Here is a 13,178-nt window from a genome sequence, read left to right on the forward strand (position 1 = left end):
TATCCCATTAAAATAAGGAAGGTCAGAAAGTTCAAAATTACAGGCGATTACAAAAGCTGAGGACAGGAAGTTAATCAGGCAGATCGTTTTCATTGTCTTAAATGATATTTGTTATGGTGAAATTTAAAGGGGGTTGTCTAATTGTAAATGGTTTCGTTAAATTTGATAAGGCAAACATAGCTCGGTAACGCATCCTGGAATTGTAAGAAAACGAAAAGATTAATGGAACAAGCGGATATAGACGAAGCGTTATTTTTGGTGGATGCGCCGTTAGATGAAGTGATCAATAGCTTCTATCACCTGATGGTTGCCTCAGACGGAGAAGCTATCACCAGGCATGTTTGTCCAAATTTGGAAATGATGTTGGTATTTAACTTCGGAGTACCTGTACGCATTTCCTTTCACAATACTCCCCTGGATACTGAAGTAATCAGGCGTACCGCGGTAATCGGGCCACTCCGGCAGATGCTGAACTATGAACTGCTGCCAGGTGCAGACGGCCTTGTGGTTAACTTTAAGTTCAATGGTTTTCGGCGCTTGTTTGGTGTGCCATTAAGGGGACTGACTGGCCAGGATCTTACAGGTGCAGAGATTATAACAGATGACGGCAGGTTTGATAGCCTCTGGGCGGAATTAAAAGCCCTGCCCACAGCAGAGCAAAGAGTGAATTTATTGAAGCAGTCAGCCATAGGCTTACTAAAAGAAAATGATCAGGTAATACAGATAGTAATCGGTAACCTGGCACAGTTTTTCAACCCTTGTGTTGATCCTATAAAGGCCATAGCAGCTGATACCCGTCTTTCAGAAAGAAGTATTCAGCTAAAATTTCAAAAGCATACCGGCTATTCTGTTAAAGAGCTGCTCCGTTTTTTGCGCTTTAAAGAAGTGATAGCTTATATCCTTGCCCGGAGCGATCAGAAAATTGCTATTTTTGATCTGATCGCCATGCACGATTATCATGATCAAAGCCACCTAATTAAAGACTTCCAATATTTTTTAGGCCTGGCGCCACAGCAGTTTATCAAAAACTTAAACAATGGAAGTTTCTGCGTAATTTCTGATACTTATCCGGGTCAGCCATAACCTACTTTATTTTGCTGAGCATCATGGTAAATTTTAATTGACCAGCGATTTCGTTTTCTTACAATTTCCCCCAAGTACGTCCTTATACATTTGTACTGTTCATTCAATTAAACAGCAGCAAAAATGAAATCACTTACAAAAAATAAAAACAGTATTGAGGGTAATACTACAAATCACCAAATCGTTAATCCTTTAGAACAAACCAGCTTTAATACGACAGAAGTAATTATGCCCGGTATTGTTGAGCCGGAGGGATTAATATTTAGAACCCGCGTATTAGATAACCCTGCTGCCGGGCAGGTAAGTGTAAAAGTGGAAGCCAGCGGTATAGCTTTTGCCGAGCAGGCCATGCGCCGTGGCAGGTATTATGAGCAGCCCAAGTTTCCCTTCGTTCCGGGCTATGACCTGGTTGGTAAGGTGGTTGCAACCGGCCCCGGCGTTGATACAAGCTTGGTAGGCAAACGCGTTGCTGCCATGACAAAGATTGGCGGCTGGGCAAGTTACGTGCTGCTTCCGGCCAGCGACCTGCTACCAGTTCCTGAAGCTATTGATCCTTTAGAAGCTGAAACGTTAATTGTTAACGGCATCACGGCCTGGCAAATGCTGCACGGCGAAGCCCGAATCAAGCGTGGACAAACTATCCTGGTTCACGGTGCCAATGGTGGCGTGGGGACAATTCTGACACAACTGGCCCTTTACGCTGGTGTCCGGGTAATTGGAACTGCGTCACCACGTCACCATGAAGCATTGCGCGCACAAGGCGTGCAGCCGGTAGATTATAACGATACCGATTTAGCAGGGAGTGTGCTTAAACTTGCACCCGGCGGAGTAGATGCAGTTTTTGACCATGTGGGCGGACCAAGCTTTGCCAGATCTTTCGGCCTGCTTGCCAAAGGTGGTGTGCTCGTTTGTTATGCCATAGCCTCGGCACTAAAAGAAACCGGTAACACTTTGCTACCGTTTTTAAAAGTGATAGTGCAGTTAGGTTGGTGGAACATACTGCCTAACGGCCGCAAAGCTTATTTCTACAATATCTGGGACGGAAAAGGCACCGAAGCTTTTCAAGCACAGCTAAGGGAAACTTTTGCGCAACTCACCACCTTGCTGGCCAATGGCATGCTTAAACCGCAAATTGCTGCACGGTTTCCTTTGACCGATATTACAGCTGCCATGAAATTGGCCGAATCACGGACAGCTTATGGCAAGGTTGTGCTTGTACCTTGAATTACGGAAATTATTGTTAAGATTTAGTTCAGTAACGTCTATTCTTCTTTGAATTGCGATTTAAATCACATACGAACCTTAGAGAGTACTCTCGGACGTCTTAAATATTGAAATTCTACGAAACTATAAATAACAAGTACGGGAGATGTTAGGTTCCCTCCCAAACTTCATTCTTCCTAATGAATTCTGACAAGCTATTGTAATAATATAAAAATCACCCCTTATTGGTACTAAGTAAACCTCGAAGTTTACCCATGTCGTGACCTCCTTTAATATCTAATGTCTTCGCATAATGTTGTGTCTGGATCAAATTAGAATGACCTAGCATCTTCGAAACTGATTTAATGGGGACTCCATTACTTAAAGTTATAGTAGTCGCAAAAGTGTGCCTAGCGATATGGAAAGTTAAATTTGTTTTCATACCACAGCAGTCAGCTATTTCTTTAATATAAGAATTTATTTTCTGATTGGTTAATACAGGAAATGCGAGGTTATTAATAACGCATTTTGAATGTTCGCGATAATTTCCACTAACCGCATTGCCTCTTGTAATAGCGGTATGTGTGTGATCGTCTTGGTTTTTTGTCTTTTTGTAAAAATCCATTTTTTCCCATCAGCACCTTCAGCGATGTCGCCTCTTTTCAAGTGTTGCAGATAAATCTACGTAAGACAATCCTGTATAGAATTATGCGATTATATGAATGTTTTGGTAGGATATAGAAATGAAAAAGGCCTCAAATCAACGATTTGAGGCCTTTTAGATGTTTTGATATGTATATCAGCGGAGAGCTAGGGTTCAGAACCTAAGCTCTTATGTATTAATTATCAGTACTTTGCACTTTAAAAGTTACCTTACTCTACGAATGACGCAAATAGCAAGTTTACTCTAATTGTTAAACCAAATATAAGGCATTTTTCCCTGTCTAAAGAATTTTTTAAATCAAAATCACCTCTTTCGAAGTAGAAATACTATCAATGCAATCCGTTATTCCACAAATAAGTGATGGTATATTAATATAATGTTCGGATTTACACAACAAAATGTTGGTATAAGCGTATACCTTTCTTTTATAAGCGTATGAATTTCTTAATATACTTTGCAATCTTCTTCTTGGCAATTGCCATACTCCTTATCTTAGGAATATTATTCTTTAGCTTTCTAAAGTATATTAAAAGGAAGTATTATCCCAATTGGAAGTTTCCTGATTATGTGAGTGTAGGGTATGCGGAATATCTATATCATAGGTATATTAAGAACGACCTAAAATAAAGCCCGGTTAAGGGCTTTAAATTTATGCTGGTTCCTATATTACTGATAAGATGCAATCCGCTGCGCGTTGAGCCTGTGCAGCAGCTTTTAATAACTAATGTTTATCATTCTTTAATGCTTTAAGCCAGCTTTCAAAGTAGGCTGCGCAGTTGTCGATAGCTCCATACTAATGTGATCAATGATCTTCGCTTGTAGCATCCCATCCTCATCCCTGTGCGCACCTACATTAAGACGGACGATTTTATGGCTTTCCCATAAAGGCATAATCTCACCATCATAGGCATCAATAAACTTTTCAAAAAAGGAAACCAGGTAAGATTCACTTATGTCAAGCTTAAAGGTAACTTTAGACGATTTAAAATTCAAGTAATTCTTTTGCTTCTATATTTAGGCCTTTTGCAAGTTCTTTCAATGTCAATAAGCTCAAATTGGTTTCCCCTTTCTCGTATTTTTTAATGTCCGCGTGATCAATCATGCAATTTTGTGCCATTTTCCTGTACGACAGGCCTTTGACTAATCTTAATCTAGAAAGATTTTCGCCAAAATTCTTTAAAAACGAGGTGTCTTTATAATTTTTCATTTCCGCAAACTTTGCCGTCGGGAAATTCTATTTTAAAAATGTAAAAAGTGTTGGTGAATTAACCAACACTTTTTACATTTGCAACAGATTAAAATATGTGAAAGGCAATAATTAGACTATCCAATGCTATGAATAATAATGAAATTTTTAAACCAATGAAATATAAATACTTTATTGGCATAGATATATCGAAAAACAAACTAGACTTCGCCGTAGTAAAGGATAACAAAGTGCTTTTACAGGAAGTTGCCTTGAACGAACCAAAAGCGATATTAGCGTATTTGGAGACATTGAAAGAAAGATTGAGTATCAAACCATCCACCACGCTTTTTTGTATGGAACGGACTGGCATTTATGGCAATCATCTGATTGCCATGCTTTGGAAAAGGAAATTTAAATTTGTCGTCGAACACCCGCTACATATTAAAAACTCAATGGGCTTAGTTCGTGGAAAAGATGATAAAATAGATGCATTAAGGATTGCAAAATTTGCGCAAAAGAATTGTGAAGAAATCAGGCTTTGGGTTCCTCAACGATTGGAAATGGGGCGATTGAAAAGCCTTGTCTCATTGAGAAATAAACTAATGGGAATCAGATTAAGTCTTAAAATGCCGATCGCCGACGTGGTGACATTTATGCCTAAATTGATAAAAGAACAAGCTATTCAAGCATGTGAAAAAAGTCTGGAAGCGCTAAGCGATGACCTGTCAAAAGTTGAATTAAAAATTAAGCAGGAGCTAACTGAAGACAGTAGATTCAACCGGTTATTAGAAATCCTGACATCAATCCCAAGCGTTGGAATAGTAATGGCTGTGCAATTTATCACCGCTACGAACGAATTCAAAGATATCACGAGACCAAGGCAATTTGCATGTTATGCAGGAGTAGCACCATTTCGATTTGAATCGGGAAAAATCATAAAAAAGCTTAAGGTATCTCATCAAGCTAACAAAAAAGTAAAATCGCTATTACATATGTGCGCGATAGGAAGTTTGAGAGTGGATAAAGAATTAAAAGCTTATTTTGACAGGAAAAAAAAGGAAGGGAAGCCTGGGATGCTTATTGTCAATGCAATTAGAAATAAGATTATCGTCCGCGCTTTCGCATGTGTAAATCAGGATCGACTTTATATAGCTCGCGAACAAAAAGATGACGAAGATGAAAATTGTTTAGTGATATCAAACCCTTGATTTTTGGAAATTAAATATATCGGGTTTAGCAGCAGATGATTGTCCCCAGTACAAAGTTAAAGACTTAAATGTATTTTTAATCTCTGTTGTTAACCTGATATAATTTGCATTGAAAAACTAAATAGTTTCATACTATCATTATACAGCATTTATAAAATGCGGCGGAAAACTTGCGAAAGTTAGATTTAAACTTTTTATGAGTAGCTTGAATCTTAACAGTTCAGGTGTACTAAAGAGGAAAATAATTTTAGCTTTTCAAGTTCTCGAGCCGTTTTCTTTTTTGATCAACAAAGACGTTATCGCGCCTCAGTAGCGAAATAAAGTACATAGTTATCGCTTAGTTCTTTAAGCGAAAAACCTTTGTACCCCGGGAAGGATTTTAGGATAACAGATGCCCTTATACCAATATAGTATTGGGGCATTATAATATAAAGCGGGCCCGAGTAGCCCTTGTGGATATATTGATCAAAGTCTATATTGATGTCTGTGTTAAGTGCACCCAGGGTAATTATCCGGTTATGCTGTATCTCCAGCCCAAGATCGGGGCTAAAGAAAACAAAGGTGGCATCCTTCTCTTTATGGTCGATGAGTTTAACATAATTAAGGCTTTCCTGATCAATAAATTGCTGCCCAATACCTGATGTGCCGTAAGCCGTGTAGTGATGCAGTCCATAACTACTTGTACAGTAAAATATCACCGAAAAACAGCCAATTACAGCTATAAAAGCGCCCAAGATCAGTCTATAAGCCATCTTATACCGACTAAATAAATACAGCATTCCCGGTGTAATAAGTAAACCTATAATTCTAAAGTGCCTTGCCTCATAGGAAATATCTAACCGGCGCAAAAATGCCGAACCGAAGAACAAAAGTGATACACTATAAAATATGATAATGATGTTGCGGTAATTTTTATCGGGCACGTTTATACAGATCTGGCATATCAAAACAATACTCAATAGTGCAAGCAGGATGAGTATGGCGGCGGCCCAGCCGGCAGATAGTACGGCGCTATCGTTATGAAAAATAAAGCCGTTTACCAGGTCATCAGCCGAAAAGCCCGCAAGTATTGGCGATGCGATAGGGAAAGTGAATACCTTCCAGCTCAAATCAATACCGTTTGAACCCGAAGCGGGATTTTGGCCTTTAGACAAGTATGCCCATGATATAACTACTACAGATATTAGTGCAGGTATGCCAATCCAAAATCCTTTAAAAAGCCATGCTTTGACGTTGCGGCTTTGGCCAGATAGCTGAATCCACAGGAAGAATAACCCCGCAAAATACATCCATATGAATGAGGATTTGCAGATGAATCCAATCCAGCCGGATAGCAGTACAAACAGTAGCAGTTTCCAATCGGGTTTGTTAAATACCAGGCAACCGTACAGGAACCATCCCGCGAAAGCGAATAACAATGTTTCGCCGCCGATGTAAAAGATATAGGGGGTAAAAAAAGCCTGCTGGCAAATGGTCACCAATAAACTTAAAGCGCTTATAGTTGGCGAAAAACCAACTTTTTTAAAGAATTTATAAAAGCCAATAAGCCCAAAAAATTGGCAAAGCATAGTGGTTACCGATGCAGCGTGCCCCGTATTTAATCCTAACAGGGCTTTAAAAAAATAAGGGATAAGATACTGCCCCGGCGACCACCACGATATAAACTCGCTGGTGTTTTGGGCTATATTTTGCTGGCTGGGTTTGCTGAGCACATTAAACGGCCCGCCAAACTCCATCGACCGTAAAACCTGGAACCCCCAGCTGGCATCAGGGAAAATTGCAGCCGGCGTAATAATAACTAAAATGCCCAATACAGAAACAATTGTAAAAACTGTTAGCAGGATGATACGGTGCGAAGGAAAGGTGTTAGGCATGATAGATATTTATTCGATAGAACGGCCCCGTACTTTAACGGCGGGGTTACCCTGGTATATGCTATAAGCTTCAAGATCTTTTGTAGCTACAGACCCACTGCTTAATACAGCATGGCTTGCTATGTTAAGCCCCTGGCTAACAATTGCGCCGCAACCTATCCAAACCCCATCCTCTAAAGTGATAGGCTTGGTTATCAGATCGAAAGTAGCTTTTTTATAATTATGGCTGCCGGTTTGTAAAATAGCCCCTTGCGAGATGCACACGTTACTACCGATAGTAACCGTAGTGAGGCTGTCTATCCAAACGGCTTCCCCTATCCAGCTGTGGTTGCCAATTTTGAGGTGCCATGGGTATTTGATGTTTATGCAAGGTTTTATCATAACACCTTCGCCAATTTTAGCCCCAAATAGACGCAGCAGTGCAACTTTAACACCGCTTACCGGTAACCAACCCGATTTAAAAAACAAACCGTTTACATAATACCACAATAACCTTTTGAGGGCGTTGCCACCGGGATGGTAGGGATGATTGTTGTATACCGATAGGTTAGTTTGCTGCATTTAAGGTTGTGGTTTTGTCCTGGTAACGGGTATAAAAATACAAGCTAATGGCTATAAGTATGTACACTACAATGTTAAAAATAGTGTGGTGATCGGATAAATAGACGTTTGTATTTCGTTTCCAATAAAGCGCGAGCAATACAAACCGCAATATGTTTAACAATTGAATGGTAACCACCCCTACAACCCAAAATAATACTTTAGATTTTAAGCTGCCCGGGTACGCAACTACAAACGCCGTAAAAAAACACATTACACCAAAACCAAGGCAATCATAGGCTATATGTAAAATGTTATGGCTCACTACCAATAGTTGATAATCGTTTGTACGTGTTTGGTAGCCAAGTATCCTTAAAATTGAGGCGCTGCTTTCTATTAAAATATAACGCAGGCCGCTTATCATATTCAGGTGCTTTTCAAAAAAAGGCATGTACAAACCACCCGGGCTTGTGATGCTTACATAGCCAATATAAAAGCCGTAAAGCAAGCCGAATAAGCATAAAAACTTAATCACAAAAATTAAAGCAGGGTTTAATTTGGGCCTATTACCCTTCATTTTTTTGTTGCTTTAAAAGTTCGTAAACCTTAATGTCTATCATCATCCGAAACCAAAAGCCCTGTAAAAAATGGAATACAAACCCCGTTTTACCATCTAAAAAACCAAGTTTAATAATATACCTTATAAAGTAATATAATACCGGCCGCACAAATAACGGAAACGCCTCATATTTCTTTTTCATGTAACGTCTGCGCTGCATAGGGTTGCCCCAAAACCTTGGTTCAATTAGCTGCACATCGTTATTTTTGTTGCGTTGATCAACCTGGTATTGCGCTTCAAGCGTTGCCCAGTGATTGTGCCTTATTACAAAAGTATTTATCGAATCGGTAATTATATCGATGATATCACCCTTTAATATTTTTGTTTTACCGTTAACCAGAAAATGCTGATCGTACAGCTTTACTTCGCAACTGCCAAAGCCGTTCCTAAACATATTGGCGTGGTAGGTTGGGTAGTGGCCCCCATGTTTTATCCATTTGCCCATAAACATGGTGCGGCGGCTAATTAAAAAGCCGTTTATATCGCTTACGGTTTGGGTTGTTAGGGTGGCATCAAGTTCGGTAACAAGCGCTGCGCTAACCCGGTGGTCGGCATCGAGGTTAAGTACCCAAGTGTTTTTTAAGGGCAGGTTTTGTAGCGCCCAGTTGCGTTGCGCCGCATAGTTCTCAAACGGATTGGTGTATATGTTAGCCGTGTATTGGCGGCAAATTGCCAGTGTATTATCTGTAGAACCCGAATCTACAATATAGATCGTTGCGTTGAGCGGTAGCACGCTTTGTAAGCACGCTTCAATGTTTTTTTCCTCGTTGAAAGTTAAGATAACGATGTCTAAACTTTCCGTCACTTTAATCGCGATTTGATTTGGCATGGGTTGTCGAAATTAGACCCGTAAGTGGTATATAATTATCAGTCATTTATATGTTGCTTGTAAAGGCCTGTATAAAGTTTGGTTAATGGTATTTCGTTAAAGTTGTTTCTTATGATAAGCGGCGCGTTTTTTCTAATCGCCAGTATTTCATGTGTTTTGTATGTAATGATTTGGTTGAGAGCGAAGCTTACCGAATCTGCGCTGCGTTCACATAACCAACCTAATTTGTTTTCAGTCACGTAATTTGCCAGGCCAACGTCCGTACTTATCAGCACTGGCGTACCGACGCTTAAGCTTTCGATAATTGCGTTTCCAAAATTTTCGTCGTATGATATTAAAACAAAAAGATCATGCCTGGAAAGCACATCAAACTTATCATCATTTAGGAAGCCAACCCATGTAATATGTTCAGCAATATTATTTTTTGTCGCTAATGCTTTTAGTGTTTTTATATAGCCGGGATTTCCATCACCGGCTATAGTTAGATGGTAGGGGGCAGCAACATCGGGAAGTGCATTGAAAAGTATTTCCAAATTTTTCTTTTCCTCTATACGTGATAAAAATATGAGTTTGAAAGGCTGAGCCAGGGCTAGTACATTTTGCGGGTAACCTTTACCTAACTTAACAAAGTTAGGTATCGTTGTCATACTTTTAGGTGATACAAGGCTTTGAATGGCCGTATACTCGTGTTGAGATGTTACATGGATGTGGCTGCGATTTAATAGTAACCTCCCTATTAAATTATGTAAAAGTTTTTTTATACCGCTATTTCTATTTTCAAACGAGTAAGGGCTTAGCGTACCCCTTGGTGAGATAAATACAGTTACGCCGCGCATTAAAGCAACAATGCATGATAATACCGACACGAGATTCCACCAGGCGTGGATGTGGACGGCATTATATTGTCGCGCATTTTTCCAAAGTGAGATCAGCAAAGCAGGTGAAAAATGGGTATGATCTTTGGTGATACGCTTAAAATAGATAACATTGACGCCATCAATTGTAACAGACGCGTTTGGCACAACATCCAGTTCGGCCAAGCCGTTAGCGGTTGTTGCATAAACATCTATTTGATGACCGCTCGCGACCAACTGTTCGCACAATTTAGCCACAGACATGGTTGGCCCACCATAAATATAGGCCGGTTTATATGCCGCTATTATATGCAGTAATTTCAAACCTTTTTTAAAATTTTAGCTCTTTTCAAAATCATGAAAATTACCAGCATACTGATGTAACTCCAAAATACCGAGTTAAACAAAAACTCGAAACTCAACCCGCGCCACAATATTTGGAACAATCCGCTAAAGATTAATGCTGAGCCTAAAATGTATCCGCCAAAAAGGGTTTCGGCTTTAACTGATATCAATTGGGCGACAGCGCCGTAAATAAATAAGTAAAACATTATCCCTGGCGCACCTCCGGACAAATACGCATCAACCACAAATGCCGGCTTTGCTGAAACACTGGACAATCTGTTCACTACACCAGCGTTATAAACACGTTCCATCACCAAATCTTCAGTGATCGGTTTTTCCGGCCAAAATACCCGGGGAATAATTGCTATAACGGATTGTTCTAACAAAACAGGGCCATAATAATCAACGGTTTTTGGTGTAGATTGAACGAACAAAGTAAACATGTCGATCTCGCTTAAACGATAAGCGAAAAAGTCCCAGTTCGATTCTTTGTTATCTTCGTTTAATGCAGCGTCAAGTGCGATTTGCGATGATTCTGATGCATCTGCCTCACCAGACCATGCATTTTGCCTGAAGCTATTTACGTAGGTCGGTAATATCAAAAACGCAAAAAATAGTAAGGGCCCAAAAATAACAACAACCAGTTTTTTATAAATAGGATATAAAAACACACCTAATACAAGTACACTTATAATAATTGGTTCTTTAAAGCCGGAATGAAATGCCTCGTAAAGATTAAATGCATATAACAACGAACATATGAAAGTGTTAGAAGATTTTTTTAAAGGAATAGCAAAGGCAAGCGCCAGTGTACCTGCAATAAAACTCAAAGAACTAAGCTGGTAATAGAATTGGCTGAGGCCGGGTATCTTAAGAAAAAAAATAGACACAGGAAAACTTATAACAGCGATCTTAAGTAAAAGGTTGGCTATTGTGCTATTCTCTATAAAATACGTTTTCTTGGCAGGGTATTTCATGAAGACCAAGATCCCGGTGACAAACGATGCATGTGCCAGACAATAATATCGCTGGCATTGTGCCACAAGCATCATCCGGCTTTGGTCAACTAAATAAAAGTCGCTGAGTTTTTTAAAATCATTATAGCCAAGGGTATCCAGGAAATAAAAGATTGAAGTGCAGCTCATAAACCCGGCAAATATTACCTGCATAATAAACAAAGGACGCATCAATTGCTCACCTATGCTTCTGTCTCCGGGAATTGGTTTCACCCATCCTGATAAGCTTATCAAAAAAATAAAGAATGAGCCTGCCCATGAAATTATGTATGATGTAACGGGATCTTGCTGAAATACTACAGCCAGGATCGATGGAATAAAAAGCGCTAAATATCGCTCAAATCCTTCATTATGATGCATTTTTGCGATTAAAAGTTTTTTGAATTTTTGCAGTCCTATAGGTAATTTCCCGTGCAATTTCGGCAAAATTCCAGTTTTTTATTATTTCCGCAGATTGCTTTCCAAAGTCTTGCAAAGATTTTTTGGAGGTAGTGAGTTTAGATAAATATTGATGTAATTCACGTTCGTTACCTGCTCTAAATATATAGCCATTAATGCCTGGCTTGACCAAGTCAACAGCACATCCAACCTTATCGGACACCAATATTGCTTTTCCACATGCCATAGCTTCGTTTACAGCCAGGCCCCAGGTTTCTCCAGGTCCTTTTGAAGGAAGACAAAATAAATCACAAGCCTGGTAAAATACCGGCATTTGCGTTTGATTTTGAAAATCCATAAAATGAACGCGTTCGTTTTGCACTAAACTCGTTAGTTCACCGCGTAAATCGCCATTGCCAACGAAAAGTAAGTGAGCGTTTGAAGTATCTAATCGTAAAAACGCGTTAAGCAATAAGAGTGGATCTTTTTTAACTTCGAACTTGCCTGCAAATAATAAAAGTGTGTCGGCTTCTTTAATCCCAAGGCCTGCACGCAACTGGCTTACTTCGTTGCTTCTATCCTCGGAAAACCGGTTGTTGTCGACTGCATGCGGCGCAAACGATAACTGACTGTCATTCAAACCAAACTTCTTGTAATAGTTGAAGTTATTTGTCCCAGTGTAAAACGCGTGATCTATAAAACTGTAAACCCATTTTAAAACCAAACACCTGAGCTTGTTTTTTAACCATGGTCGATTATCCAGCAAATTTGAATCACCCCGAAAAAATAGGGGAACCTTACCTTTAAAATAACGGAGCAAATTTAAATGGCTTTTAAAGGACCAGCCAAAAACTAAAATAGCATCAGGCCGCCAACTGGCAATCTGTTTTACCAAACCTGGATTTATTATACCTTTATAATTTGATGAACCCGGGTTAGCAGATGTATTATTTACCCATTCATAAGGGTAACCATCCAACAAAGGAATATCCCAACTGATTTTTTTGCCAAATCCGGGATCAAACTTATGCTGTGCAGCCTCACCCCAGGTGTAGAATACCTTGATCCCGATCTGTTGCTGCTCGTGCAGGAGTTTAAATACCGGGGCATAATATTGAATTGGATGGGTGATGATAATGGCTAACTTTTGCATCAGATAGTTTCGTTCATAACAAATTGGATTTGTCGTTTGTACGAGGATTTTTATAAAAGCCCGCTTAAAAGGATGGTAGATATAAGAATTAGCGCGGTCGGAAGTCTCCCGTTCATGGCTGTCATGTTACTTAATCCCGCTGCCTCTAAACTTAAATAAGGCTCTTGAGACCCCTGGATGGTAATTGCTATCTCATAAACGCTACAATGCTCTTGCGGACTAT

Annotated in this window: 12 protein-coding genes; 3 read left to right on the top strand and 9 right to left on the bottom strand. The window is 39.6% G+C overall.

The features are described 5' to 3' along the window. The first annotated feature begins 222 nt into the window (after positions 1–222). Positions 223–1,083 carry a helix-turn-helix domain-containing protein gene (locus ACVW0P_RS07110; protein WP_457131455.1) on the top strand — a complete coding sequence of 287 codons (861 nt, stop codon included), beginning with the start codon at positions 223–225 and terminating at the stop codon, positions 1,081–1,083. 123 nt (positions 1,084–1,206) lie between these two features. Continuing rightward, positions 1,207–2,307 carry a medium chain dehydrogenase/reductase family protein gene (locus tag ACVW0P_RS07115; protein WP_457131456.1) on the top strand — a complete coding sequence of 367 codons (1,101 nt, stop codon included), beginning with the start codon at positions 1,207–1,209 and terminating at the stop codon, positions 2,305–2,307. A 214-nt stretch (positions 2,308–2,521) separates the two neighbouring features. Here ACVW0P_RS07115 and ACVW0P_RS07120 read toward each other — a convergent pair whose 3' ends face one another. Beyond that, positions 2,522–2,911, bottom strand: a complete 390-nt coding sequence (locus tag ACVW0P_RS07120; RefSeq protein ID WP_457131457.1) for a tyrosine-type recombinase/integrase — start codon at positions 2,909–2,911, stop codon at positions 2,522–2,524. 1,021 nt (positions 2,912–3,932) lie between these two features. After that, a complete protein-coding gene (locus ACVW0P_RS07125; RefSeq protein ID WP_354429940.1) occupies positions 3,933–4,157 on the bottom strand; it encodes a helix-turn-helix domain-containing protein in 225 nt (74 codons plus the stop codon). Positions 4,158–4,285: 128 nt separating this feature from the next. Between ACVW0P_RS07125 and ACVW0P_RS07130 the strand changes: the two genes are divergently transcribed. After that, entirely contained in the window at positions 4,286–5,347 is a 1,062-nt protein-coding gene (locus ACVW0P_RS07130; protein WP_457131458.1) for an IS110 family RNA-guided transposase, read from the top strand. A 296-nt stretch (positions 5,348–5,643) separates the two neighbouring features. Here ACVW0P_RS07130 and ACVW0P_RS07135 read toward each other — a convergent pair whose 3' ends face one another. From ACVW0P_RS07135 to ACVW0P_RS07165, 7 genes are read right to left on the bottom strand one after another with little or no spacing between them, the layout of a single operon-like run. Then, complete coding sequence (locus tag ACVW0P_RS07135) at positions 5,644–7,221, bottom strand: hypothetical protein (RefSeq protein ID WP_457131459.1); 1,578 nt, start codon at positions 7,219–7,221, stop codon at positions 5,644–5,646. A gap of 9 nt (positions 7,222–7,230) precedes the next feature. Then, positions 7,231–7,782 carry a WcaF family extracellular polysaccharide biosynthesis acetyltransferase gene (locus tag ACVW0P_RS07140; RefSeq protein ID WP_457131460.1) on the bottom strand — a complete coding sequence of 184 codons (552 nt, stop codon included), beginning with the start codon at positions 7,780–7,782 and terminating at the stop codon, positions 7,231–7,233. Further along, positions 7,769–8,338, bottom strand: a complete 570-nt coding sequence (gene xrtY / locus ACVW0P_RS07145; RefSeq protein WP_457131461.1) for an exosortase Y — start codon at positions 8,336–8,338, stop codon at positions 7,769–7,771. The genes ACVW0P_RS07140 and xrtY overlap by 14 nt, the downstream gene beginning before the upstream one ends. Continuing rightward, positions 8,328–9,209, bottom strand: coding sequence for a glycosyltransferase family 2 protein (locus ACVW0P_RS07150; RefSeq protein ID WP_354429949.1), 882 nt, complete (start codon positions 9,207–9,209; stop codon positions 8,328–8,330). Before ACVW0P_RS07150 ends, xrtY begins: the two co-directional genes overlap by 11 nt. A 38-nt stretch (positions 9,210–9,247) precedes the next feature. Next, positions 9,248–10,387 carry an XrtY-associated glycosyltransferase XYAG1 gene (locus ACVW0P_RS07155; RefSeq protein ID WP_457131462.1) on the bottom strand — a complete coding sequence of 380 codons (1,140 nt, stop codon included), beginning with the start codon at positions 10,385–10,387 and terminating at the stop codon, positions 9,248–9,250. Beyond that, a complete protein-coding gene (locus tag ACVW0P_RS07160; RefSeq protein ID WP_457131505.1) occupies positions 10,384–11,784 on the bottom strand; it encodes an exosortase Y-associated Wzy-like protein in 1,401 nt (466 codons plus the stop codon). Before ACVW0P_RS07160 ends, ACVW0P_RS07155 begins: the two co-directional genes overlap by 4 nt. Beyond that, positions 11,774–12,955, bottom strand: a complete 1,182-nt coding sequence (locus ACVW0P_RS07165) for a glycosyltransferase family 4 protein (RefSeq protein WP_457131463.1) — start codon at positions 12,953–12,955, stop codon at positions 11,774–11,776. The genes ACVW0P_RS07160 and ACVW0P_RS07165 overlap by 11 nt, the downstream gene beginning before the upstream one ends. Positions 12,956–13,178: the final 223 nt, after the last annotated feature.

It is taken from the genome of Mucilaginibacter sp. UYNi724 (assembly GCF_054057495.1).

What these genes read in the sequence shown, in the direction of transcription:
- ACVW0P_RS07135 (WP_457131459.1), bottom strand. Translation starts at nt 7,221, where the DNA reads ATGCCTAACACCTTTCCTTCGCACCGTATCATCCTGCTAACAGTTTTT.
- ACVW0P_RS07110 (WP_457131455.1), top strand. Translation starts at nt 223, where the DNA reads ATGGAACAAGCGGATATAGACGAAGCGTTATTTTTGGTGGATGCGCCG.
- xrtY (WP_457131461.1), bottom strand. Translation starts at nt 8,338, where the DNA reads ATGAAGGGTAATAGGCCCAAATTAAACCCTGCTTTAATTTTTGTGATT.
- ACVW0P_RS07165 (WP_457131463.1), bottom strand. Translation starts at nt 12,955, where the DNA reads ATGCAAAAGTTAGCCATTATCATCACCCATCCAATTCAATATTATGCC.
- ACVW0P_RS07160 (WP_457131505.1), bottom strand. Translation starts at nt 11,784, where the DNA reads ATGCATCATAATGAAGGATTTGAGCGATATTTAGCGCTTTTTATTCCA.
- ACVW0P_RS07125 (WP_354429940.1), bottom strand. Translation starts at nt 4,157, where the DNA reads ATGAAAAATTATAAAGACACCTCGTTTTTAAAGAATTTTGGCGAAAAT.
- ACVW0P_RS07140 (WP_457131460.1), bottom strand. Translation starts at nt 7,782, where the DNA reads ATGCAGCAAACTAACCTATCGGTATACAACAATCATCCCTACCATCCC.
- ACVW0P_RS07115 (WP_457131456.1), top strand. Translation starts at nt 1,207, where the DNA reads ATGAAATCACTTACAAAAAATAAAAACAGTATTGAGGGTAATACTACA.
- ACVW0P_RS07120 (WP_457131457.1), bottom strand. Translation starts at nt 2,911, where the DNA reads ATGGATTTTTACAAAAAGACAAAAAACCAAGACGATCACACACATACC.
- ACVW0P_RS07130 (WP_457131458.1), top strand. Translation starts at nt 4,286, where the DNA reads ATGAATAATAATGAAATTTTTAAACCAATGAAATATAAATACTTTATT.
- ACVW0P_RS07150 (WP_354429949.1), bottom strand. Translation starts at nt 9,209, where the DNA reads ATGCCAAATCAAATCGCGATTAAAGTGACGGAAAGTTTAGACATCGTT.